The 23828-nt window shown below is 63.3% G+C and carries 23 protein-coding genes; 13 read left to right on the forward strand and 10 right to left on the reverse strand.

The window, feature by feature from the left end:
* Nucleotides 1–129: 129 nt before the first annotated feature.
* Both APH28_RS08245 and APH28_RS08250 read left to right on the forward strand, forming a co-directional pair.
* Nucleotides 130–417 (forward strand): hypothetical protein, encoded by a 288-nt coding sequence (locus APH28_RS08245; RefSeq protein WP_060508460.1) that lies wholly within the window; start codon nucleotides 130–132, stop codon nucleotides 415–417.
* Between the two features lie 101 nt (nucleotides 418–518).
* On the forward strand, nucleotides 519–1124 hold the full coding sequence (locus APH28_RS08250; protein WP_060508461.1) for a flavin reductase family protein: 606 nt from the start codon (nucleotides 519–521) through the stop codon (nucleotides 1122–1124).
* Here APH28_RS08250 and APH28_RS08255 read toward each other — a convergent pair whose 3' ends face one another.
* Nucleotides 1125–1391: a hypothetical protein gene (locus APH28_RS08255; RefSeq protein WP_060508462.1), complete on the reverse strand. Its 267-nt coding sequence runs from the start codon at nucleotides 1389–1391 to the stop codon at nucleotides 1125–1127.
* Between the two features lie 11 nt (nucleotides 1392–1402).
* Nucleotides 1403–1696, reverse strand: coding sequence for a putative quinol monooxygenase (locus tag APH28_RS08260; RefSeq protein ID WP_060508463.1), 294 nt, complete (start codon nucleotides 1694–1696; stop codon nucleotides 1403–1405).
* A gap of 202 nt (nucleotides 1697–1898) precedes the next feature.
* Here APH28_RS08260 and APH28_RS08265 point away from each other — a divergent pair, with 202 nt between their 5' ends.
* The gene (locus APH28_RS08265) at nucleotides 1899–2819 is read left to right on the forward strand and encodes an AraC family transcriptional regulator (protein ID WP_060508464.1); all 921 of its coding nucleotides are present in this window, start codon (nucleotides 1899–1901) and stop codon (nucleotides 2817–2819) included.
* A gap of 2 nt (nucleotides 2820–2821) precedes the next feature.
* On the opposite strand, the gene APH28_RS08270 is transcribed toward APH28_RS08265, so the two are convergent.
* A complete protein-coding gene (locus tag APH28_RS08270; RefSeq protein WP_060508465.1) occupies nucleotides 2822–4459 on the reverse strand; it encodes a 5-guanidino-2-oxopentanoate decarboxylase in 1638 nt (545 codons plus the stop codon).
* Between the two features lie 114 nt (nucleotides 4460–4573).
* Between APH28_RS08270 and APH28_RS08275 the strand changes: the two genes are divergently transcribed.
* Entirely contained in the window at nucleotides 4574–5449 is an 876-nt protein-coding gene (locus APH28_RS08275; RefSeq protein WP_060508466.1) for a LysR substrate-binding domain-containing protein, read from the forward strand.
* 12 nt (nucleotides 5450–5461) lie between these two features.
* On the opposite strand, the gene APH28_RS08280 is transcribed toward APH28_RS08275, so the two are convergent.
* Nucleotides 5462–6076, reverse strand: coding sequence for an NAD(P)-dependent oxidoreductase (locus APH28_RS08280; protein ID WP_060508467.1), 615 nt, complete (start codon nucleotides 6074–6076; stop codon nucleotides 5462–5464).
* A 108-nt stretch (nucleotides 6077–6184) separates the two neighbouring features.
* Here APH28_RS08280 and APH28_RS08285 point away from each other — a divergent pair, with 108 nt between their 5' ends.
* Both APH28_RS08285 and APH28_RS28840 read left to right on the forward strand, forming a co-directional pair.
* On the forward strand, nucleotides 6185–7093 hold the full coding sequence (locus APH28_RS08285; protein ID WP_060508468.1) for a LysR family transcriptional regulator: 909 nt from the start codon (nucleotides 6185–6187) through the stop codon (nucleotides 7091–7093).
* A 45-nt stretch (nucleotides 7094–7138) separates the two neighbouring features.
* Nucleotides 7139–7312 (forward strand): hypothetical protein, encoded by a 174-nt coding sequence (locus APH28_RS28840; RefSeq protein WP_177334243.1) that lies wholly within the window; start codon nucleotides 7139–7141, stop codon nucleotides 7310–7312.
* Nucleotides 7313–7331: 19 nt separating this feature from the next.
* Here APH28_RS28840 and APH28_RS08290 read toward each other — a convergent pair whose 3' ends face one another.
* Nucleotides 7332–8201, reverse strand: coding sequence for an oxaloacetate decarboxylase (locus APH28_RS08290; RefSeq protein ID WP_060508469.1), 870 nt, complete (start codon nucleotides 8199–8201; stop codon nucleotides 7332–7334).
* A 353-nt stretch (nucleotides 8202–8554) separates the two neighbouring features.
* Between APH28_RS08290 and APH28_RS08295 the strand changes: the two genes are divergently transcribed.
* The gene (locus APH28_RS08295) at nucleotides 8555–10006 is read left to right on the forward strand and encodes an MDR family MFS transporter (protein ID WP_060508470.1); all 1452 of its coding nucleotides are present in this window, start codon (nucleotides 8555–8557) and stop codon (nucleotides 10004–10006) included.
* Between the two features lie 77 nt (nucleotides 10007–10083).
* Here APH28_RS08295 and ttgR read toward each other — a convergent pair whose 3' ends face one another.
* Nucleotides 10084–10716 carry an efflux transport transcriptional regulator TtgR gene (gene ttgR / locus APH28_RS08300; protein WP_060508471.1) on the reverse strand — a complete coding sequence of 211 codons (633 nt, stop codon included), beginning with the start codon at nucleotides 10714–10716 and terminating at the stop codon, nucleotides 10084–10086.
* Between the two features lie 254 nt (nucleotides 10717–10970).
* Here ttgR and ttgA point away from each other — a divergent pair, with 254 nt between their 5' ends.
* The 6 genes from ttgA to APH28_RS08330 all read left to right on the forward strand — a co-directional run bounded on the left by ttgA (nucleotide 10971) and on the right by APH28_RS08330 (nucleotide 19944).
* Nucleotides 10971–12125, forward strand: coding sequence for a toluene efflux RND transporter periplasmic adaptor subunit TtgA (ttgA, locus tag APH28_RS08305; protein WP_060508472.1), 1155 nt, complete (start codon nucleotides 10971–10973; stop codon nucleotides 12123–12125).
* Nucleotides 12126–12128: 3 nt separating this feature from the next.
* Nucleotides 12129–15281, forward strand: a complete 3153-nt coding sequence (ttgB, locus tag APH28_RS08310) for a multidrug efflux RND transporter permease subunit TtgB (protein WP_060508473.1) — start codon at nucleotides 12129–12131, stop codon at nucleotides 15279–15281.
* The gene (locus APH28_RS08315; protein WP_060508474.1) at nucleotides 15278–16732 is read left to right on the forward strand and encodes an AdeC/AdeK/OprM family multidrug efflux complex outer membrane factor; all 1455 of its coding nucleotides are present in this window, start codon (nucleotides 15278–15280) and stop codon (nucleotides 16730–16732) included. Before ttgB ends, APH28_RS08315 begins: the two co-directional genes overlap by 4 nt.
* Before the next feature lie 238 nt (nucleotides 16733–16970).
* On the forward strand, nucleotides 16971–18227 hold the full coding sequence (locus tag APH28_RS08320; protein WP_060508475.1) for an OprD family porin: 1257 nt from the start codon (nucleotides 16971–16973) through the stop codon (nucleotides 18225–18227).
* Between the two features lie 209 nt (nucleotides 18228–18436).
* The gene (locus APH28_RS08325; protein WP_060508476.1) at nucleotides 18437–19360 is read left to right on the forward strand and encodes a LysR family transcriptional regulator; all 924 of its coding nucleotides are present in this window, start codon (nucleotides 18437–18439) and stop codon (nucleotides 19358–19360) included.
* A 71-nt stretch (nucleotides 19361–19431) separates the two neighbouring features.
* A complete protein-coding gene (locus APH28_RS08330) occupies nucleotides 19432–19944 on the forward strand; it encodes a DUF962 domain-containing protein (protein WP_060508477.1) in 513 nt (170 codons plus the stop codon).
* Here APH28_RS08330 and pcaC read toward each other — a convergent pair.
* From pcaC to APH28_RS08350, 4 genes are read right to left on the reverse strand one after another with little or no spacing between them, the layout of a single operon-like run.
* Nucleotides 19941–20333: a 4-carboxymuconolactone decarboxylase gene (pcaC, locus tag APH28_RS08335; RefSeq protein ID WP_060508478.1), complete on the reverse strand. Its 393-nt coding sequence runs from the start codon at nucleotides 20331–20333 to the stop codon at nucleotides 19941–19943. The two genes, APH28_RS08330 and pcaC, sit on opposite strands and share 4 nt — an antisense overlap.
* Nucleotides 20334–20343: 10 nt before the next feature.
* The gene (pcaD, locus tag APH28_RS08340; RefSeq protein ID WP_060508479.1) at nucleotides 20344–21135 is read right to left on the reverse strand and encodes a 3-oxoadipate enol-lactonase; all 792 of its coding nucleotides are present in this window, start codon (nucleotides 21133–21135) and stop codon (nucleotides 20344–20346) included.
* 11 nt (nucleotides 21136–21146) lie between these two features.
* Complete coding sequence (locus APH28_RS08345) at nucleotides 21147–22499, reverse strand: 3-carboxy-cis,cis-muconate cycloisomerase (protein WP_060508480.1); 1353 nt, start codon at nucleotides 22497–22499, stop codon at nucleotides 21147–21149.
* A 9-nt stretch (nucleotides 22500–22508) separates the two neighbouring features.
* Complete coding sequence (locus APH28_RS08350) at nucleotides 22509–23798, reverse strand: MFS family transporter (RefSeq protein ID WP_060508481.1); 1290 nt, start codon at nucleotides 23796–23798, stop codon at nucleotides 22509–22511.
* Nucleotides 23799–23828 lie beyond the last annotated feature (30 nt).

Below are 23828 nucleotides of genomic sequence, written 5' to 3' on the forward strand. Positions count from 1 at the left end.
GCCTACGGTCATACACATCTACTTATTCGATCTTTAAACCCAATTTTTTGCGCTTTTTAATCAAATTAATCGGCGTACTATCAAACCCATAGAAACAAACAACCTCTCGCCCTCAAAGGAGCAACGACCATGAAAAGCAAACTGATCCTTACCCTGGCCCTCTCGGTATTCGCTGCTGGCGCATTCGCCGAAGATGGTTTCGACCGCACCGACGCCCACAGCTTCGCCGCCGCACAGACCCAATCGGCCAGCTACGCTGAAGACGGCTTCGACCACACTGGCGCACAACGCTTCGCTGAAGATGGTTTCGACCGCACGGGCGGCCAACGCTTTGCTGAAGACGGTTTCGATCACACCGGTGCCCAACGCTTCGCCGAAGACGGCTTCGACCGCACCAACGCTCACCGCCTCAGCTGATCGCTGTTGCGCGCTACCAGCCCGGCCTTGGCCGGGCTTGATCATTTCCAGGCGGACCAAGGCTTGGCACACTAGGCGCCTCGCTCTCAGGATCTAGCCAGATGTATTACTACGAACCCGCCAAAGGCCACGGCCTGCCCCACGACCCGTTCAACGCCATCGTCGGCCCGCGCCCGATCGGCTGGATCTCCTCGCAAAGCCAGGACGGCCAACTGAACCTCGCGCCGTACAGCTTCTTCAACGCCTTCAACTACATTCCACCGATCATCGGTTTCTGCAGCGTCGGGCGCAAAGATAGCCTGAACAACATAGAGCAGACCGGTGAATTCGTCTGGAACCTGGCTACCCGGCCACTGGCCGAGCAGATGAACCAGAGCTGCGCGGCCGTCGCCGCCGATGTCAACGAGTTCGAACTGAGCGGCCTGACAGCGGTGCCATCGAATATCGTCAAGGTGCCACGTGTGGGCGAAACACCGGTGGCCTTCGAATGCAAGGTGACCCAGATCGTCCAGCTCAAGCGTGCCGACCAGGAGCTGGTACCGAGCTGGCTGATCCTGGGTGAAGTGGTGGCAGTGCATATTGCCGAGCACCTGCTGAAGAACGGTATCTACGATACCGCTGCCGCCGAACCGATCCTGCGTGGCGGTGGCCCGGCGGACTACTTCGAATTGGGCAACCTGTTCAAGATGGCTCGCCCACAGGCCTGATCACCAGATCAGTTCGCCTTCCTCGCCCACGCCCTGCAGGCGTGCAAGTTCGGCGCAGGCGGCCTCATCGGCCGCCATGGCGCTTTTGAACACTTGCTCGTCGAGTACCTTGTGAAAGCGCGGTGCGCCGCCCATGCCCAGGGCCTTGACCGCGATGGCGGCGTTATAGCCACCGCCTTCCACCGGGACCATCGCCGAAACCGCTTCGAAATGCGGGAATTCTCTACGTGCCATGCTGCCATCCGCCTGTTGATCGAGGGGCGGCATTCTAACCGTGTTCAATCGAAGGTATGCAAGTCGAGACTGCTGACGACCTGCGCCTGTACCAGCTCGCCGAACACATTGAGGGTGGGCGAGGCGAAGTAGCCACTCATCGCCTGCTGATCCTGCCAGCTGCCGCTGAGCAGCCAAAGGTCGGTGTCGGCCTGGGAGCGCTGCACGGTGAAGCTGAGGCAGCCCGGGGTACGCAAGGACGGCTCCTGCAGGTCGCGCAGGCGGGCGCCTAGTTCAGCGGATCGACCGCTGCTGGCACGGATGAAAGCCAGATGAGTGACCGGTTGTCGTTGGGTCATTGCACGATCTCCTTGAAGCAAGCGGGCGGAAAAACCAGGCTGCCAAGGTTAGGGGCTGGCGCGCGCGGCGCGTTAGGCCATTTCTGCTCACCGATTGCCTGATCCTGCAGCGCGGCAGGATCAGGCAATCGACGTGCAGCTTTCGACTAGCGCCCGTCATTGCCCAAACCTATGCTGCGTCGGTCAGCAGAGGAAAGCCATCATGACCACCGCCCCGTCCATCGACCCTACTCTGGAAGTACAACGCCAGGAACTGGCCGAGCTGATTCGCAAGCATGCCGGTGAGCCCCATGGCCCCGCCTCGGCCATCGACGACCTGTACCTGGTGCGCTACACCGAGAACGTCCGTTCGGTGCCGACTTTGGCCCAGCCCGCCCTGTGCATCCTGGCACAAGGCAGCAAAAGCCTGTTCCTCGGCGACGAACAGTACGCTTATGACCCGTTGCACTACATGGTGGTATCGGTGACCTTGCCGCTGAGCGGCGTGAGGCTGGACGCCAGCCCGGAAAACCCCAGCCTTGGCATCCGCATGGACCTCGACCCGGCCGAAATCAGCCAGCTGATCGCAGAGAGCGGCCCGATGCTGGTGCCCAACCTGCCCTCCGGCCGCGGCCTGTATGTGGAACGCACCGATCCGCAGCTGCTCGACGCGCTGCTGCGGCTGATCCGCCTGCTTGATTCACCGCGCGACATCGGCATGCTGGCACCGCTGATTCGTCGCGAAATTCTCTACCGCCTGCTACGTGGGCCGCAGGGTTATCGCCTGTACGAAATCGCCCTGGCCAACAGCCAGACCCACCGGGTGTGCCAGGCCATCACCTGGCTTAACCAGAACTTCCAGCAACCGCTGCGCATCGAGGATCTGGCGCGCGAGGTCAACCTCAGCACCTCGACCTTGCACCACCGCTTCAAGGCCGTGACTTCGATGAGCCCGCTGCAGTACCAAAAGCAACTGCGCCTGCAGGAGGCGCGCCGGCTGATGCTCAACGATGGCCTGGAAGCGGCGGTGGCGGGCTATCGGGTGGGGTATGAAAGCCCGTCGCAGTTCAGCCGCGAGTACAGCCGGCTGTATGGCGCGCCACCGATCCGAGATGTGGCGAGGCTGCGCGCCAGCGCGGGTTGATATCAGCCCGCGACCGCGGCCTGCCACTGGTTCTGGTCAACCTCGATCAGCGTCGGCCCCTTGCGCTCCACTGCCCTTCCCAGCGCAGCCTGCAGTTGCTCGACATCGGCCACATGTTCGGCCTCGGCGCCCAACGCCCGCGCCACACCGATGAAGTCGGGGGTATGGATGTCGACACCGACCGGCTCGATGGCCCGGTTGACCATGTACTTCTTGATCTCCTCGTAGCCCTGGTTATTCCACAGCAGGACGATCAGCGGTACCTGCGCCTCCACTGCGCTGGCCAGTTCCGGCAGGGTGAACTGCATGCCGCCATCACCAATCAGGCAAACTGCCGGTGCGCGCTCACTGATTTTTTCCGCGCAGCCCAACCAGGCGCCCATCGCAGCAGGCAGGGCGTAACCCAAGGTGCCGTAGCCGGTTGACGCATTGAACCAACGGCGGGGCGTCTGCATGTCCAGGGTCAGGTTGCCGGTGTACACCGGCTGGGTCGAATCACCGACCAGGATGGCGTCGGGCAGCCGCTCCAGAATGCCAGTCAACAAGCGCGTCTGGCTCAGCGTCGGCTGATCCCAGCTCGCCGCCAACGCCTCGCGCAAACGCTGCGCACGGGCAACGCCCCAGCCCTCGACATGCACCGGCGCCGGCAGCTGCCGCAAGGCATCAAGCACGGCCTGGGCGGCAAGCTTGGCATCCGCGACCAGCGCAAGCTCAGGCAGGTAGTTGCGCACGGTCTGGTCCGGGTCGATGTCGATGCGCAGCAAACTACCTGGAATCTTGAAGCCACCCTTGAAGGTCACGTCGTAGTCGGTCTCAGCCAGTTCAGTGCCGATCGCCAACACTACATCGGCCTCTTCAACCAGCTCACGGGTGGCTACCAGCGACTGGGTCGAACCGATCTGCAACGGGTGGCTGGCCGGCAACAGGCCTTTTGCATTGATGGTCAGCGCCACCGGCGCCTGCAGGTGCTCGGCCAGCAGTGCCAGCGGCGCACCTGCCGCCAGTGCACCGCCACCGGCCAGGATCAGCGGCTGGCGTGCCTTGGCCAGGCGCTCGGCCATGGCGGCCACCGCCTGCGGTGCAGCGCCGGCGCGGGCACTGCGCACAGGGCGGCCAGGCAGCAGATGATCGGCGGGCTCTACCAGCACGTCCAGCGGGATCTCGATGTGCACCGGGCGCGGGCGCGCGCCGTCGAACACGGCAAAGGCGCGCGCCAGCACCTGTGGCAGGTCATCAGCGCTCATCAGCGTCTGCGAGAATGCCGCCACACCCGATACCAGTGCCGCCTGATTCGGCAGCTCATGCAGCTTGCCGCGGCCACCGCCCAGTTGATCGCGCGACTGCACGCTGGAGATCACCAGCATCGGGATCGAATCGGCATAGGCCTGGCCCATGGCGGTGGTGATGTTGGTCATGCCCGGGCCGGTGATGATGAAGCACACGCCTGGTTTGCCACGGGTACGCGCATACCCATCAGCCATGAACCCCGCGCCCTGCTCGTGGCGAGGGGTGATATGGCGGATCGACGAGCCTGCCAGGCCTCGGTAGAGCTCCACGGTATGTACGCCGGGGATGCCGAAGACATGGTCCACACCATAGCCTTCAAGGAGTTTGACCAGTACTTCGCCGCAGGTTGCCATCGGATTTCACCTTGGATTTTGTTGGAATCTGCGCCCATTGGACCCAAGGCAGCGCTACCGCCACAATGCAAAAAAACACATACTAGCCATGTCCTGCAATCATGGCTCAGCGCAATGAAACGGCTACCACCCTTGCCCGCCCTGCATACGTTTCTGGTCACCGCCCAGCACTGCAACTTCACCCGTGCAGCGCAACAGCTGCACATAACTCAGGGCGCCGTCAGCCGGCAGATCGCTGGGCTCGAGGAACACCTGGGCTACGCCTTGTTCCAGCGCCAGGCCCGCGGCCTGAGCCTGACCCGCGAAGGGCAGGATTGGTTGCCACGGGTCCAGCAGATCTTCGGCCTGATCGAACAAGGTGTGCGCGAAGTGGGCGGGCGCAGCGCCACCTTGCAGCTCAAGGCCCCGACCTGCGTGATGCGCTGGCTGCTGCCGCGGCTGATGGAATGGCAGGCGCTGCGGCCCGACGTGCCGGTCGAGCTGACCACGACGGTGCAGCATGGGGTAGACTTTCGCCGTGAGGGTTTCGATGCCGCCGTGGTCTATGGCGATGCACCGAACCACGGGCTGCGGGTGCGCAAGTTGTTCGACGAGCAACTGACGCCAGTGTGCGCGCCTTCGCTGTTGAATGGGCCGGTTCCGCTGCAACAGATCCAGGACCTGGGGCGCCATATGCTGTTGCACCCGTCCCGGGATGAACATGACTGGCGGCTGTGGCTGCAAGCAGCAGGCGTGTTGCTGGGGGCTCAAGGGCCGAAGCAGCATTTTGAAACGCTGGACATGGCAATGGCCATGGCCTCCCAAGGGACTGGCGTGGCGATTGGTGACTGGGCGCTGATCGGTGATGACTTGCGTGGGGGGCGGCTGTGCATGCCGTTTGCACTGAAGGTACAGACCGGCAAAGGGTACTACCTGGTGAGCCAGGCGAAGAGCCTGCCGCAGGGGCTGGTAGAGCTCATGGACTGGCTGGAAAGCCAGGCCAGTCCATGAGCAGCAGTCGCCTCAGTAACCGACCGTGAAGCGCTGGCGCGAGTGCGCAGGGTTTTCCAGCTCATCGAGCATGGCAATGGCGAAGTCGGCGAAGGTGATCCAGCTTTTGCCATCCTCACCAATCAGCAGGTGGTCCTTGCCGAGTTTGTAGTGCCCACTGCGCTCACCTTCGACGAACTCCGCCGACGGCGACAGGAAGGCCCAGTCCAGCGTCGGCTCCTGGTGCAGCACGTCGAGAAAACGCACGCCGGCAGTGGCTTCTGCCTTGTAGGCTTCAGGGAAGTCCGGGCTGTCGATCACCCGGTGCTCGGAAGGCAATAGCAGGCTGCCCGCACCGCCGACCACCAGCAGGCGCTTGACTCCGGCGCGCTTGACCGGCTCGATGATGGCGTGGGGTTCGAGGGTGGAGAAGTGCGCGGCACTCAACACCGCATCGACACCCGCGACCGCCTGCTGCAGGGCGGCACTGTCCTTGGCATCCAGCGCCCGGATGGTCACGCCATCACGCCCTTGCAGCTTCGAGGGGTCTCGGGCGATGGCCACCACGCTGTGGCCACGGCGCAGGGCTTCTTCCAGCAATTGGCTGCCGGCACGGCCGGTGGCACCGATGATTGCGATCTTGCTCATGGGTTGGTTCTCCAGCAGTTGAACAACGGATGCACACAGCTTAGTTGCCCGATACGTGACAAAAAATGCGATGCTCAGACATAGTTTGTTTCTGAAATCGGGCAAATCATGGACCGTCTCAACGCCATGCGCGTTTTCGTCACTGTCGTCGACCTCGGCAGCCAATCGGCAGCAGCAGACCACCTGCAGCTGTCGCGGCCTGTGGTGTCGCGCTACCTGGCCGAGCTGGAGGACTGGGTGGGCGCACGGCTGATGCAGCGCACCACGCGCAAGCTCAGCCTGACGGCCGCCGGCCAGGAAACCCTGCCCCGCTGCCGTCAGCTGCTGGAACTGGCCGGCGACCTGCAGGCCGCCGTGCAACAACCGCAAGATGCGCCAAAGGGCGCCCTGCGTATCAGTGTCAGTACCTCGTTTGGGCAGGCGCAGCTGGTGGGTGCCGTAGCCGATTATGTACGGCGCTACCCAGGCGTGAAGGTTGAACTGCAGATGCTTGATCGCACGGTCAACCTGGTGGATGAGCGTATCGACCTGGCGATCCGCACCAGCAATGATCTGGACCCTAACCTGATCGCCAGGCGCCTGACCGTGTGCCGCTCGGTCATCTGTGCAACGCCCGCCTATCTGCGCGAGCACGGCACACCGCAACGGGTCGAGCAGCTGAGCCAGCACAACTGCCTGACCCATACCTATTTCGGCCACAGCCTGTGGCATTTCGAGGTGAGCGGCCAGCAGATCGCCGTGCCGGTGCAAGGCAACATCAGCGCCAACGAGGTCATGACCCTTCAGAACGCGACGCTGGCAGGTGCCGGCATTGCCATGCTGCCGACCTACCAGGCCGCCACGGCGCTGCGCAGTGGCGCCCTGGTGCGTCTGCTGCCCGAAGCGCGGCCACGGAAGCTGAACCTGAACGCGGTCTACACCTCGCGCAAGCATATGCCGGCGACCTTGCGCAGCATGCTGGATTTTCTGGTGCAACGGTTCAAGGACGAACCGGAGTGGGACCGGGATTTGTATTGACTATGCTTACAGCGTCACCTGTCGCAGTAACAGGAGGTGAGCACCATGGGCATCAAGTCCAGAAGAGTCGCCTTGGTCATGGCCCTGACCGCGGTCGCAGCGCTGTACGGCTCGGCCTGCTGGCGCGCCGAGCTGCTTCGCAGCCAGCCCAGTGCAGCCAACAGTTGCGAGCATGAGCACTGCGTGCCACACACCGCAACCTTGAGTGCCGTCCGTTAGTTGAACGGCGCCACGCCGCTCACTCTTCGACGCTCATGTACTCCTTGGCCCAGCGGATATAGTCCTCGGGCTGGGTGTAGGTGTGCGAGAGCTCGGTAGCGCTGAGGTTTTCCGACTTGTTCTGCCGGCCGCGCTGCAGGCGCAGGCAGTCATAGGTGGCTTTGATCGCGGCGAAATAGGCGGCATGGCCGTCGACCACGATACGCACGCCCAGGCGAGCGAGGCGCTCGTCGTCACGCAGGTTAGGGTTGGCGTAGGTCACCAGCATCAGCGGCACGGTCAGGTGCTCGGCAATCTGCTCCAGCTGCTCGAAATCCTTTACCCCGACCATGCAGATACCGTCGGCACCGGCCTTCTGGTAGCTCTGGGTACGAACGATGATTTCCTCGGTAGTGAGCACGCCGGCGTTGGTGCGGGCGATGATCGACAGCGACGAGTCGACGCGCGCTTCCAGGGCCGCTCGAATCTTGCCCACGCCCTCCTCGACCGAGATCAGGTCGGTGGACTTGCGCCCGAATTGGGCAGGCAAGAGGGTGTCTTCGATGGTCAGCGCAGCCACGCCGGCGCGCTCCAGCTCGATGACTGTGCGCATGACGTTGAGCGCATTGCCATAACCGTGGTCGGCATCGGCCAGCACCGGCAGTTGCGCCACGCGGCCAATCCGGGTGGCCTGCTCGACGAACTCACTCAAGGTGATCAAGGCGAAGTCCGGTGCCGCCAGCACCTGCAACGAAGCCACCGAACCGCCAAGGATGCCGACTTCAAAACCCAGGTCGGCAGCGATGCGTGCCGACATCGGGTCGAACACGGAGGCGGTGTGGTAGCAGGAACCTGAAGCGAGCAGCTCGCGGAAGGCAAAACGCAGATCTTGGTGGGAAGCCTTGGGCATGATCACTCCGCTTATATATGTAGAAATTGAACGGTTGCTACCGACCCCTGAATCGGGTCTACCTGACCTGTTCCAACCGTCGCCATCTGGGCGGTCATGCTCGACATGCAGGCAGAGGAATAAAAGGTGTGGGAGACAGCGGCGTGCAGCCCTGCGGCAAAATGCTGCACCAAGCTGGTGCGGGCCGCGGCTTTCAGCCTCTGTGGCATACCAACGATATCACGCGGCCATGCAGCGCTGGATGAATGCGCCAATGCCGATCTTGCATAGGGGATGCAAATAGTACATAGGAAGCTACCTAACTCGGGTTACAATCCCGCTATCCGCGTCACCCTCCCAGACAAGGTATACCCGTGACCGCTGCCCTGCCCCCGACCGTTCTGCGTAACGTGTTGACCGCTCTGATGCTGGCGATCTTCCTCGGCGCCCTCGACCAGACCATCGTCGCCGTGTCCATGCCGGCCATCTCGGCGCAATTCAACGACGTCGGCCTGCTGGCCTGGGTGATTTCCGGCTACATGGTGGCGATGACCGTCGCGGTGCCGATCTACGGCAAGCTCGGCGACCTGTATGGCCGGCGGCGCATGATCCTCACCGGCATAAGCCTGTTCACCCTGGCCTCGATCGCTTGCGCCTTGGCTCAGGACATGCAGCAGCTGGTCATGGCGCGCGTGCTGCAAGGCATCGGCGCTGGCGGCATGGTGTCGGTCAGCCAGGCAATCATCGGCGATTTCGTGCCACCGCGTGAACGCGGCCGTTACCAAGGCTACTTCAGCAGCATGTATGCCGTGGCCAGCGTGGCCGGCCCGGTGCTCGGCGGCTGGCTGACCGAGTACCTGTCCTGGCGCTGGGTATTCTGGATCAACCTGCCATTGGGCCTGGTCGCGCTGTGGGCGATCCGCCGCGCTCTGGCCGGCATGCCGGTACAGCATCGTCAGGCCCGGGTCGATTACCTGGGTGCGGTACTGATGATCCTCGGTCTGGGCAGCCTGCTGCTGGGCATCACCCTGGTCGGCCAGGGCCAGCCCTGGACTGCACCGCCCGTGCTGGCCTTGTTCGCCTGCGCGGTGCTTGGCCTGGCCTTGTTCATCGGCCACGAGCGGCGTTGCCAGGAACCGCTGCTGCCCATGGGCCTGTTCGGCAACCGGGTCGCCGTGCTGTGCTGGGCAGTGATCTTCTTTGCCAGCTTCCAGTCGATCTCGCTGACCATGCTGATGCCGCTGCGCTACCAGGGCATCACCGGCGCCGGTGCCGACAGCGCCGCGCTGCACCTGCTGCCGCTGGCCATGGGCCTGCCCATGGGTGCCTTTACCGGTGGCCGCATGACCAGTCGCTCCGGGCGCTTCAAGCCACAGATCCTGGCAGGCGCCGTACTGATGCCCGTGGCGATCTTCGCCATGGCCATCACCCCGCCGCAGTCAGCTATGCTCAGTGCTGTGTTCATGCTGCTGACCGGTATCGCCTGTGGCCTGCAGTTTCCGACCTCGCTGGTGGGTACGCAGAGCGCCGTGGAAAGCAAGGACATCGGCGTGGCCACCAGCACCACCAACCTGTTCCGCTCGCTGGGCGGAGCCATGGGCGTGGCGTGCATGTCCAGCCTGCTGCTGGCACTGCTGCAACAGGGTGGTTTCGAGTTGTTGGGCAACCCGTTGCTGGGGAGCCTGAAGGCAGGCGAGGCGGATCCGCACACGCAGATGAGGCTGCTGGAGACGTTCCGTCACCTGCTGCTGGGCAGTGCGGGGATTGCGCTGCTGGGGCTACTGGCAGCTCTGGCACTGCCGGACCGGCAATTGCGCGGCCGTTGAAGGCTACTCTTGCCGAAAGCTATTAATGCTCACTTAATAGACGAGGGAAACACTTCCTCACAATCCTTAACAAAGTGTCATTTGCGCAATGCAGGGCTCAAGCGCAGCATATCCAGCCCTGTGTCGACCCATTTTTCCACGTCGCGCAGCAGATCGAAACTGTCCGGCAGCAGCAACCAGCGCCCGATCAAGCCATCGACATAGGCGAACAGGGCCACGGATGCACGCTCGACATCCAGCTCCGCTGGCAACTGCCCGCGGCGCACGGCATTGGCCAAGGCCAAGTCGATGCCGACATGACAGTCCAGCACCGCACCCTGGCGTTGCTGGCGAATTTCACACATGTCATCGGTGAACTCGCACTTGTGATGCAGGATTTCATTGATACGCCGGGTACGAGCGTCCAGCACCAGCTCGTTGAGCACCTGCAGCAACAGCTTGCGCATGCAGCCGAGCGGGTCCAGTTCGTCCTCGCTTTCACTGGCTCGCGCCAGATGGTCATGGGTTTCATGCAGGCTGTCGAGCAGCGCCTGCACGAGCTCCGCCTTGTTGTTGAAATGCCAGTAGATCGCACCTCGGGTCACGCCCGCCAGCTCGGCGATGTCGGCCAGGGTGGTTCGCGCAACCCCGCGTTTGTAGAAGGCCTTTTCCGCTGCCTCGATGATCTGGGCGCGAGTCTCCTGGGCTTCCTCTTTGGTTCGACGGACCATGGCAGTACAACCTCATCTGGGCCCGCTGCGCTGCGCTCGCGGGGAATCCGCCGGGGTCACCTCTGCAGGGTGCCTCCCGGATGGGCTAATCAAAGGCTGCGGTAGTAGCCAAGTACTACCCAGCGGTATTTACAAACAACCATGAATGTAAGTATATTCCTTAGCAAGCTATTTATCCACCGGATAGTTTTTTTCTGACAAGACTCTTCCATTACTCTTGAGCGTCTCCCTGCTCTTGCGACCCGAGGATCCTCATGCAATTCAAGCCAGCCGTTACCGCTCTGGTTTCCGCCGTCGCCCTGGCAACCCTGCTAAGTGGCTGTAAGAAAGAAGAAGCCGCGCCCGCAGCGCAGGCTCCTCAGGTCGGCGTCGTTACCATCCAGCCGCAAGCCTTCACCCTGACCTCGGAACTGCCAGGGCGTACCACGGCCTTCCGCGTCGCCGAAGTGCGACCGCAGGTCAATGGCATCATCCTCAAGCGCCTGTTCAAAGAAGGCAGCGACGTCAAGGAAGGCCAGCAGCTGTACCAGATCGACCCAGCCGTGTACGAAGCCACCCTGGCCAATGCCCAGGCCAACCTCCAGTCGACCAAGTCGCTGGCCGAGCGCTACAAGCAGCTGGTCAACGAACAGGCGGTATCGAAGCAGGAATACGACGATGCCAGTGCCAAACGATTGCAGGCCGAAGCTTCGCTGAAAAGCGCGCAGATCGACCTGCGCTACACCAAGGTCCTCGCCCCGATCAGTGGCCGTATCGGCCGCTCCTCGTTCACCGAAGGCGCCCTGGTGAGCAATGGCCAGACCAACGCCATGGCCACCATCCAGCAACTCGACCCGATCTACGTCGACGTCACCCAGTCCACTGCCGAGCTGCTCAAGCTGCGCCGTGACCTGGAAAGCGGCCAGCTGCAGAAGGCCGGCGACAACGCCGCCTCGGTGCAACTGGTGCTGGAAGACGGCAGCCTGCTGAAACAGGAAGGCCGCCTGGAGTTTTCCGAAGTCGCGGTCGACGAGACCACCGGCTCGGTGACCCTGCGTGCGCTGTTCCCCAACCCTGATCACACCTTGCTGCCTGGCATGTTCGTGCACGCGCGGCTCAAGGCCGGGGTCAACGCCAACGCCATCCTGGCCCCGCAGCAGGGCGTGACCCGCGACCTCAAGGGCGCGCCGACCGCATTGGTGGTCAACCAGGAGAACAAGGTCGAACTGCGCCAGCTCAAGGCCAGCCGTACCTTGGGCAGCGACTGGCTGATCGAGGAAGGCTTGAACCCGGGCGACCGCCTGATCACCGAAGGCCTGCAGTACGTACGCCCAGGCGTCGAGGTCAAGGTCAGCGACGCCACCAACGTCAAGAAGCCAGACAGCCCTGATCAGGCCAAAGCAGCCAAAGCAGACGCCAAAGCGGAGTAAACCATGTCGAAGTTCTTTATCGATCGCCCGATCTTCGCCTGGGTGATCGCCTTGGTGATCATGCTGGTCGGCGCCTTGTCGATCCTGAAGCTGCCGATCAACCAGTACCCGAGCATCGCGCCGCCGGCCATCGCCATTGCCGTGACCTACCCGGGCGCATCGGCGCAAACCGTGCAGGACACCGTGGTGCAGGTCATCGAGCAACAGCTCAACGGTATCGACAACCTGCGTTATGTGTCGTCGGAAAGTAACTCCGATGGCAGCATGACCATTACCGCCACCTTCGAGCAGGGCACCAACCCTGACACCGCCCAGGTCCAGGTTCAGAACAAGCTGAACCTGGCTACCCCGCTGCTGCCGCAGGAAGTGCAGCAGCAAGGTATCCGCGTCACCAAGGCAGTGAAGAACTTCCTGCTGGTGATCGGCCTGGTGTCCGAAGACGGCAGCATGACCAAGGACGACCTGGCCAACTACATCGTTTCAAACATGCAGGACCCGATTTCGCGGACTGCCGGTGTGGGTGACTTCCAGGTGTTCGGTGCACAGTACGCCATGCGTATCTGGCTCGATCCGGCCAAGCTGAACAAGTTCCAGCTGACCCCGGTCGACGTCAAGACCGCGGTTGCCGCGCAGAACGTGCAGGTGTCCTCCGGCCAGCTCGGCGGCCTGCCGGCCATGCCGGGTACCCAGTTGAACGCCACCATCATCGGCAAGACCCGCCTGCAGACCGCCGAGCAGTTCGAGAAGATCCTGCTCAAGGTCAACACCGACGGTTCGCAGGTGCGGCTGGGTGATGTTGCCCAGGTCGGCCTGGGCGGTGAAAACTACGCGGTCAGCGCACAGTTCAACGGCAAGCCGGCTTCCGGCCTGGCGGTAAAACTGGCCACCGGCGCCAATGCCCTGGACACTGCCAAGGCCCTGCGCAAGACCATTTCCGACCTGGAACCGTTCTTCCCGCCTGGGGTGAAAGCGGTATTCCCGTATGACACCACCCCGGTGGTCACCGAATCGATCAGCGGTGTGATCCACACCCTGATCGAAGCCGTGGTCCTGGTGTTCCTGGTGATGTACCTGTTCTTGCAGAACTTCCGCGCCACCATCATCACCACCATGACCGTCCCGGTGGTGTTGCTGGGTACCTTCGGCATCCTTGCTGCCGCGGGCTTCAGCATCAACACCCTGACCATGTTCGCCATGGTCCTGGCTATCGGCTTGCTGGTGGACGACGCCATCGTCGTGGTGGAGAACGTCGAACGGGTGATGTCCGAGGAAGGCCTGCCGCCCAAGGAGGCCACCAAGCGCTCCATGGAGCAGATCCAGGGCGCCCTGGTGGGTATCGCCCTGGTGCTGTCGGCGGTACTGCTGCCTATGGCGTTCTTCGGCGGCTCCACCGGTGTGATCTACCGGCAGTTCTCCATTACCATCGTCTCGGCCATGGGCCTGTCGGTGCTGGTGGCGCTGATCTTCACCCCGGCCTTGTGCGCAACCATGCTCAAGCCGCTGAAGAAAGGCGAGCACCACACCGCCAAAGGTGGCTTCTTCGGCTGGTTCAACCGCAACTTCGACCACAGCGTCAACGGTTACGAGCGCAGTGTTGGCGCGATCCTGCGCAACAAGGTGCCGTTCCTGCTGGCCTATGCGCTGATCGTGGTCGGCATGATCTGGCTGTTCGCCCGCATCCCGACCGCGTTCCTGCCTGAAGAAGACCAGGGTGTTCTTTTCGCCCAGGTGCAGACCCCGGCTGGCTCCAGTGCCGAGCGCACCCAGGTGGTGGTCGACCAGATGCGTGAGTACCTGCTCAAAGACGAAGCCGACACCGTATCCTCGGTCTTCACCGTGAACGGCTTCAACTTCGCCGGCCGCGGCCAGAGCTCGGGCATGGCGTTCATCATGCTCAAGCCGTGGGATGAACGCTCCAAGGAGAACAGCGTGTTCGGCCTGGCCCAGCGCGCCCAGCAGCACTTCTTTACCTTCCGTGACGCGATGGTGTTCGCCTTCGCACCGCCTGCGGTACTGGAGCTGGGTAACGCCACCGGTTTCGACGTGTTCCTGCAGGACCGCGGCGGCGTCGGCCATGCCAAGCTGATGGAAGCGCGCAACCAGTTCCTGGCCAAGGCCGCACAGAGCAAGATCCTCAGCGCCGTGCGCCCGAACGGCCTGAACGACGAGCCGCAATACCAGCTGACCATCGATGACGAACGTGCCAGCGCCTTGGGCGTGACCATCGCCGACATCAACAACACCCTGTCGATTGCCTTGGGTGCCAGCTACGTCAACGACTTTATCGACCGTGGCCGGGTCAAGAAGGTGTACATCCAGGGTGAACCCAACTCGCGGATGAGCCCGGAAGACCTGCAGAAGTGGTACGTGCGCAACGGCGCCGGCGAGATGGTGCCGTTCTCATCCTTCGCCAAGGGTGAATGGACCTACGGTTCGCCGAAGCTGTCGCGTTACAACGGCGTAGAAGCGATGGAAATCCTCGGTGCCCCGGCTCCGGGCTACAGTACCGGTGAGGCCATGGCCGAAGTCGAGCGCATTGCCGGCGAACTGCCAGCGGGTATTGGCTTCTCCTGGACCGGCATGTCCTACGAGGAAAAACTCTCCGGCTCGCAGATGCCGGCGCTGTTCGCCCTTTCGGTACTGTTCGTGTTCCTCTGCCTGGCTGCGCTGTACGAGAGCTGGTCGATTCCGATCGCGGTCGTGCTGGTAGTGCCACTGGGGATCATCGGTGCACTGATCGCCACCAGCCTTCGCGGCTTGTCCAACGATGTGTACTTCCTGGTCGGCCTGTTGACCACCATCGGCCTGGCGGCGAAGAACGCGATCCTGATCGTCGAATTCGCCAAGGAACTGCACGAGCAGGGCCGCAGCCTGTATGACGCGGCCATCGAAGCGTGCCGCATGCGTCTGCGCCCGATCATCATGACCTCGCTGGCGTTCATCCTCGGCGTGGTACCGTTGACCATCGCCAGCGGCGCCGGCGCCGGCAGCCAACACGCCATCGGTACCGGTGTGATCGGCGGCATGATCAGTGCGACCGTGCTGGCAATCTTCTGGGTACCGCTATTCTTCGTCGCAGTGTCGTCGCTGTTCGGCAGCAAAGAGCCGGAAAAACACGACACCCCTGAAACTCCACGTTATGAGGCTGGGCAATGACCAAGTCTTTGTTGTCCCTGGCGGTAACCGCTTTCATTCTGGGCGGCTGCTCGCTGATCCCTGACTACCAGACCCCGGAATCGCCGGTGGCTGCGCAGTGGCCGCAAGGCCCTGCGTACTCGCCGACGCAATCGGCCGAAGTCGCCGCCGCCGAACAGGGCTGGCGCCAGTTCTTCCACGACCCGGCACTGCAGCAGCTGATCCAGACCTCGCTGGTCAACAACCGCGACCTGCGTGTGGCCGCGTTGAACATCGACGCCTACCGCGCCCAGTACCGCATCCAGCGTGCCGACCTGTTCCCGGCGGTTTCGGCCACCGCCAGCGGCAGCCGCCAGCGCGTGCCGGCGAACATGTCGCAAACCGGTGAATCCGGCATCACCAGCCAGTACTCGGCCACCTTGGGCGTCAGCGCCTATGAGCTGGACCTGTTCGGCCGCGTCCGCAGCCTGACCGAGCAGGCCTTGGAAACCTACCTGTCCAGCGAGCAGGCGCGCCGTTCCACGCAGATCGCCCTGGTGGCCAGCGTGGCCAACGCCTACTACACCTGGCAGGCCGACCAGGCCCTGCTCAAGCTCACCGAAGAGACGCTCAAAACCTACGAGCAAAGCTACAACCTGACCCGCCGCAGCAATGAAGTGGGTGTGGCCTCGGCGCTCGACGTCAGCCAGTCGCGCACTGCCGTGGAAGGTGCACGGGTCAAGTACTCGCAGTACCAGCGCCTGGTCGCCCAGGACGTCAACAGCCTGACCGTGCTGCTGGGCACCGGCATTCCGGCCGACATGGCCAAGCCGCTTGAGCTCAATGCTGACCAACTGGCCGAAGTACCGGCTGGCCTGCCGTCCGAGATCCTCCAGCGTCGGCCGGACATCCAGGAAGCCGAGCACCTGCTCAAGGCCGCCAATGCCAACATCGGTGCGGCCCGTGCAGCGTTCTTCCCGAGCATCAGCCTGACCGCCAATGCCGGCAGCCTGAGCCCGGACATGGGTCACCTGTTCGCCGGCGGCCAGGGCACCTGGCTGTTCCAGCCGCAGATCAACCTGCCGATCTTCAACGCCGGCAGCCTGAAGGCGAGCCTGGATTACTCGAAGATCCAGAAGGACATCAACGTCGCCAAGTACGAAAAGACCATCCAGACGGCCTTCCAGGAAGTCTCCGATGGCCTGGCGGCGCGCAAGACCTTCGAAGAGCAGCTGCAGGCGCAACGCGACCTGGTGCAGGCGAACCAGGACTACTACCGCCTGGCCGAACGCCGCTACCGCATCGGTATCGACAGCAACCTGACCTTCCTCGATGCCCAGCGCAACCTGTACTCGTCCCAGCAGTCGCTGATCACCGACCGCCTCTCGCAGCTGACCAGCGAGGTCAACCTGTACAAGGCACTCGGCGGTGGCTGGTACGAGCAGACTGGCCAGGCCAACCAGCAGGCTTCGGTGGACATACCGAAGCGCTGATCGACCGGCAACAGCCTCAAGCCCAGCCTCGCGCTGGGCTTTTTCTTGGGCCAAATTAACCAGCCGGAACATAGCGTTCGATTATCGCCCAATACCGTTTGCGGCGAATTGCCTCACCCCCGCCCTGCCCCGCACCATCCCTCACGCAACACTTCGCAAGTTCATCAAAAGACCCGCACCTGCAGGCCGCATCCTGCAGCGTTCCGGCTCGACCATAAAAACAAGAGATTTACGACAGATGAGCACTTCGCAACCCGCACGCCAGCTGCTGCCCGGCCTGTTGGCCATTTCCTGCGCCCTGCCTGTATGCGCCGCCGACAATGGCGGGTTCATGGAGGACGCCAAGGCCAGCCTCAACCTGCGCAACTTCTACATCAACCGCAACTTCGTCGACCCGGCCTACCCGCAAGGCAAGGCCGAAGAATGGACCCAGAGCTTCATCCTCGATGCCCGCTCCGGTTTCACCCAGGGCACCGTTGGCTTCGGCGTGGACGTATTGGGCCTGTATTCGATCAAGCTCGATGGCGGTAAAGGCACCGCCAACACCCAGCTGCTGCCAGTGCATGATGACGGCCGCCCTGCCGACGACTTCGGCCGCCTGGGCGTGGCCTTTAAAGCCAAACTCTCCGAGACGGAACTTAAGGTCGGCGAATGGATGCCGGTACTGCCGATCCTGCGCTCGGACGACGGCCGTTCGCTGCCGCAGACCTTCCGCGGTGGTCAGCTCACTTCGAAGGAAATCGAAGGGCTGACCCTGTACGCCGGCCAGTTCCGCGGCAACAGCCCACGCAACGACGCCAGCATGGAAGACATGTCGCTCAACGGCCGCGCGGCTTTCACCTCCGACCGCTTCAACTTCGGCGGCGGTGAATACACCTTCAATGACAAGCGCACCATGATCGGTTTGTGGGATGCCCAGCTCAAAGACATCTACCGTCAGCAGTACCTGAACCTGGTGCACAGCCAGCCGTTGGGCGAATGGACCCTGGGTGCCAACCTGGGCTACTTCTGGGGCAAGGAAGATGGCGCGGAACGCGCAGGCCAGCTGGATAACAAAACCGCTTCGGCGATGCTGTCGGCGCGCTACAAGGGCAACACGTTCTACGTCGGCCTGCAGAAGGTCAGCGGCGACAACGCCTGGCTGCGGGTCAACGGCACCAGCGGCGGCACCCTGGCCAACGACAGCTATAACTCGAGCTTCGACAACGCCAAGGAGCGCTCGTGGCAGGTACGCCACGACTTCAACTTCGTCAGCGTCGGCATTCCCGGCCTGACCCTGATGAACCGCTACATCAAGGGCGACAATGTCACCGCCGGTGGCGTGACCGACGGCAAGGAATGGGCGCGTGAGAGCGAGCTGGCCTATGTGATCCAGTCGGGCACCTTCAAGGACCTGTCGGTGAAATGGCGCAACTCCACCATGCGCCGAGACTTCAGCACCAACGCGTTCGATGAGAACCGGTTGATCGTGAGCTACCCCCTGGATCTGCTTTGAATGCACTGGCTTCTTCGCGGCTAAAGCCGCTCCTACAGCTGCCGCACCGTTTTCAGAACCTGTGCGATACCTGTAGGAGCGGCTTTAGCCGCGAATAGGCCAGATGCCTCATCAAATAACCGATAAGCATAAACAAATCAAAAAACCTTCTTTGACGACATAAAAAACAATCGCTTAAATCGAGCCTTGTTCCGCCTCAGAGCCTCGAAATGGACCTTCGCCAACTGCGTTACTTCATCGCCCTCACCGAATACCGCAGTTTCGTCCGCGCCGCTGAAGCCATGGGCATCACCCAACCTGCCTTCAGCCGGGCCATCCAAGGCCTCGAACAAACCTTCGGCTGCCCCCTGGTCGACCGCGCCAGCAAAGCCTTGCCCCCGACACCCGAGGGTCTGGTGGTACTGCAGCACGCCCGCCGCCTGGTGCAGGGCGCCACTCAACTGAGCAACGAAGTGCTGCAGATGACCAAGCTGGACGCTGGCGAACTGCATTTCGGCAGCGGCCCGGCCCTGGCCGTGCGCCTGGTCCCGCAAGCACTGCAGCATTTCATCGCTAACCACCCCGGCATCCGTACGGCCCTCGTGGTAGACAACGCCGAGCGCCTGGGCCAGGCCCTGCGCCGCGAACAGATCGAGTTTTTCGTCGACGACATTCGCCCCTTCGAAGCCGACCCCAATTTCCACACCGAACCGCTCACCCCGCGCCCTGGGCTATTCTTCTGCCGCCCCGGTCACCCGCTGCTGGCCAAGGACAGCCTGTCGACCAACGACCTGTTCGCCTACCCCCTGGCCAGTGCCCTGCTCGCCCCTGGCGTGCGCAAGCGCCTGGCCAACCTGAGCGGGCGCAGCGACTTCATTCCGCACCTGCAGACCGAGCACCTGGCGGTGTTGCGCAGCGTGGTGCTGGCCAGCGATGCCGTGGGCACAGCCAGCGAAGAGGCCGTGGCCGACGACCTGGCCAGCGGGCGACTGGTGCGCCTGCACTGGCGCAACCTGCCACCGGCACTGGAGGTGCTGAGCGTACGCTGCGGGGTGGTCAGCCGCAGCGGTTACCGGCTGTCGCCGGCGGCACGGGCAATGATCGAAACCTTGGTGGGGCTGGATGCGCCAATGCGCGCTGCTGCCATTCGCTGAACTGATGATGGTGGTGGCTGCGGGCTATCCTCAGCTATATCGAGGCATCGGCCACCCAGGGAGGCACAACAATGAAAAACCTCGTCGAACACCTGAGCCAGTACGCCAACTACCACCGCGACCCACGCAACATCGCCACCCACTTCGTCGGCATTCCGCTGATCGTGGTAGCCGTCACGGTGCTGCTATCGCGGCCCGGCTGGGAGGTTGCCGGCATCTGGCTATCCCCCGCCCTGCTCGCCGCCGCCGCTGCCGTGCGCTTCTATCTACGCCTGGACCTGCGTTTCGGCCTGGTCATGGGCCTGCTGCTGGGGCTGTGCCTGTGGACCGGCCAGGCACTGGCCACGCAATCCACCGGCCTGTGGCTCAGCGCCGGGCTGGGTGCGTTCGTGGTGGGCTGGATAATTCAGTTCGTCGGGCACCATTACGAAGGCCGCAAGCCGGCGTTCGTCGACGATATCAGCGGGCTGATCATCGGCCCGCTGTTCGTGGTGGCTGAAGCGGCGTTCATGTTGGGCCTGTGCCCGGCCCTGAAGCAGGCCGTGGAAGCCAATGCCGGGCCGGTGGCCGTGCGCGGGGTTTAACCCCGCGACTCCACACCCAACTCATCCCACACCGACTCGGCCATGTGGAAGGTGGCATTGGCAGCCGGTATGCCGCAATAGATCGCGCTCTGCATCAGCACTTCCTTGATCTCTTCGCGGGTCACGCCGTTGTTGGCCGCCGCGCGCAGGTGCAGCTTGAGCTCGTCGTTGCGGTTCATGCCGATCAGCATGGCAATGGTGATCAGGCTGCGGGTGTGGCGCGGCAGGCCCGGGCGAGTCCAGATGTCGCCCCAGGCATGCCGGGTGATCATTTCCTGGAACTCGCCATTGAAGTCGTTGAGCTTCTCCAGGCTGCGGTCCACGTGGGCATCGCCCAGCACTGCGCGGCGAACCTGCATGCCGGCGTCGTAACGTTGTTTCTCATCCATGGCCAATCCCTCAGCGAGCCAGCAGGAAGTCGAGCACGCGGCGGCTGAACGCCTCGCCGATCTCGACGTTGGAGAGGTGCGCCGCCGGGAACTCGGCGTAAGTGGCACCAATGATACCGGCCTGCATGATGCGACCATGCTCTGGGGTGGTCACCACGTCTTCGGTACCGGCGACGATCAGCGTCGCCACCTGGATGCGGCCCAGTTGCTCACGGAAGTCGGCGTCGCGCACGGCCGCGCAGTTGGCGGCATAACCCTCGGGGCTGGTCTGCGCCAGCATCTGGCAGATGCGCTGGGCCTCTTGCGGCTGCTGCTCGGCAAATGCCGGCGTGAACCAGCGGGCGATGGAGGCATCGCGCAAGTTGACCATGGCCTGCTGGCCGCCCTTGAGCACGGTGTCGATACGGGTGTTCCACACCTCGTCGTTGGCGATCTTGGCGGCGGTGTTGCACAGGGTCAGGCTGTGCAGGCGCGCGCCGGCATGGATACCCAGCCACTGGCCGATCAGGCCGCCCATGGACAGGCCGACAAAGTGCGCGTGCTGGATGTCCAGGGCGTCGAGCAGTGCCAGCACATCCCGGCCCAGTTGCTCAACGCTGTAGGGGCCTTCAGTGACCTGTGAAGCGCCGTGGCCACGGGTGTCGTAGCGCAACACGCGGAAGTGTTCGCTCCACAGCGGAATCTGGCTGTCCCACATGCCGAGGTCAGTACCCAGCGAGTTGGACAGGACCAGCACCGGAGCATCGGCCGGGCCATCGAGTTGGTAGTTCAGTACGCCATCGGCCAGTTGCAAGTGCGCCACAGCGGTCTCCTTCAGGCAGTCAAACGTTGATGTTCAGCCACGGCGCGCGCCACCCAGACGCGGGCCTGGCCGAGGTAATGGGCAGGGTCGAGCAGGCGATCAAGTTCTTCCGCGCTCAGTTCGGCGCTGACCTGTGGCTCGTCACCCAACACGGCGCGCAGGTGGCGCTGTTGGGCCACGGCACGCTGGCAGCATTGCTCCAGCAGGTGGTGGGCACGGTCACGGCCCAGGCGCTGGGCGAGCACGATGCTCACCGCTTCGGCCAGTACCAGGCCTTGGGTCAGGTCGAGGTTGCGGCGCATGCGCTCGGCATCCACTTCCATGCCTTCGGCGATCACCTGGGCCTGGCGCAGGGCGCCAGAGACCAGGCAACAGATGTCCGGCAAGGTTTCCCATTCGGCATGCCACAGGCCGAGGCTGCGCTCGTGCTCCTGGGGCATGGCGGCGAACAGGGTCGAAAGCAAGCCGGGAACACGGGTAGCGGCGCCGATCAGCACCGCCGCGCCGACCGGGTTGCGCTTGTGCGGCATGGTCGACGAACCGCCCTTGCCCGGCGCGGAAGGCTCGAACACCTCACCGGCTTCGGTCTGCATCAGCAGGCTGACATCGCGGCCGAACTTGCCCAGGCTGCCGGCAACCAGGCCCAGTACCGAGGCGAACTCCACCAGGCGATCACGCTGGGTGTGCCAAGGCTGTTCGGGCAAGGTCAGCTTGAGCTGTTCGGCCAGGGCTTCTGCCACCGGCATGGCTTTGCTACCCAGCGCCGCCAGGCTGCCGGAGGCACCGCCGAACTGCAGCACCAGCAAGCGCGGGCGCAGTTCCTGCAGGCGCTGGCGATGGCGGGTCAAGGCGCCGAGTACACCGGCCAGCTTCATGCCCAGAGTCACGGGCGTGGCATGTTGCAGCCAGGTTCGGCCGACCAGCGGCGTGTCGGCATGCTGCAAGGCCTGGCGGGCCAGGGTCTCGGCCAGCTTGGCGAGATCGGCTTCGATCAGGTCCAGTGCATCGCGCAACTGCAGGACCAGCCCGGTATCCATCGCGTCCTGGCTGGTAGCGCCCAGATGCACATAGCGTTCGGCTTCGGGCACACCACTGGCGATCACCTTGCCCAGCGCCTTGACCAGCGGGATTGCCGAGTTGCCAGCGGTGGCGATGGCGTCGGCCAGGGCACGCACGTCATAGCGTTCGGCCTGGCAGGCCGCCTCAATGGCCGCCACGGCGCTGTGCGGCACCAGGCCAGCAGCGGCCTCGGCACGTGCCAGTGCGGCCTCGAAGTCGAGCATGCCCTGCAGGCGGCCACGGTCGGAGAACACGTCGCGCATGGCTGGCGCGGTGAAGTAGGCGTCGAACAGTTGGTTGCTCATGCAACGTCCTTAATCATCGTGGTGCAGGTACTCCGCCTGCTTCGGCAGGCGCAGGCTGAACAGGAAGGCAATTGCCATCATGGCCGTCACGTACCAGTAGAAGGTGTTTTCCATGCCCATGGTCTTCAGGCCCAGGGCCACGTATTCAGCGGAACCACCGAACGCTGCGTTGGCCACCGCGTAAGCCAGGCCCACCCCCAGCGCACGCACCTGCGGCGGGAACATCTCGGCTTTCACCAGGCCACTGATCGAGGTGTAGAAGCTGACGATGCACAGGGCCAGGGTGATCAGCACGAAGGCCATGAACGGGCTGCTCACTGTCTTCAGCGCCATCAGCAGCGGGACGGTGAAGATCGTGCCCAATGCACCGAACAGCAGCATCGAGTTACGCCGGCCGATGCGGTCGGAGAGCATGCCGAAGAACGGCTGCATCACCATGTACAGGAACAGCGCGCCGGTCATCACGAAACTGGCGGTCTTCGCCGGCATGCCTGCCGTATTGACCAGGTACTTCTGCATGTAGGTGGTGAAGGTGTAGAAGATCAGCGAACCACCAGCGGTGTAGCCCAGCACGGTGATGAACGCTGCGGTGTGGTTGCGGAACAGCCCTTTGATGGTACCGGCGTCCTTGTCCTTGCGGGTTTCGGCGCTGCTGGTCTCGTGCAGCGAGCGGCGCAGCATCAGCGAAATCAGCGCGGCGATGGCACCGACCACGAACGGAATGCGCCAGCCCCAGGCGCGCAGTTCTTCCTCGGTCAGCAGCTGTTGCATGATTACGACCACCAGCACCGCCAGCAACTGGCCACCGATCAGGGTCACGTACTGGAACGACGCGAAGAAGCCGCGCTGGCCGCGCAGGGCCACTTCACTCATGTAGGTCGCGGTGGTGCCGTACTCGCCGCCCACCGACAGGCCCTGGATCAGCCGTGCCAGCAACAGCAGCGCCGGAGCCCAGGCACCGATGCTCGAATAGGTTGGCAAGCAGGCGATCATCAGCGAGCCGAAGCACATCATCAGCACCGAGATCATCAGGGAATTCTTGCGACCATGGCGGTCAGCCAGGCGGCCGAAGAGCCAGCCACCGATCGGGCGCATCAGGAAGCCTGCAGCGAATACACCGGCGGTGTTGAGCAGCTGCACGGTGGGGTCGTCAGAGGGGAAGAAAGACGCGGCGAAGTAGATCGCGCTGAAGGCATAGACGTAGAAGTCGAACCATTCCACCAGGTTGCCCGAAGAGGCACCAACGATGGCGAAGATGCGTTTGCTGCGCTCTTCACCGGTGTAATAGCTTGAGGTCATGGTGTGTTTACTCCAGAAGTGTCACAGGTA

This window comes from Pseudomonas sp. NBRC 111124 (genome assembly GCF_001320245.1).
In the GTDB taxonomy this organism is placed as follows: domain Bacteria; phylum Pseudomonadota; class Gammaproteobacteria; order Pseudomonadales; family Pseudomonadaceae; genus Aquipseudomonas.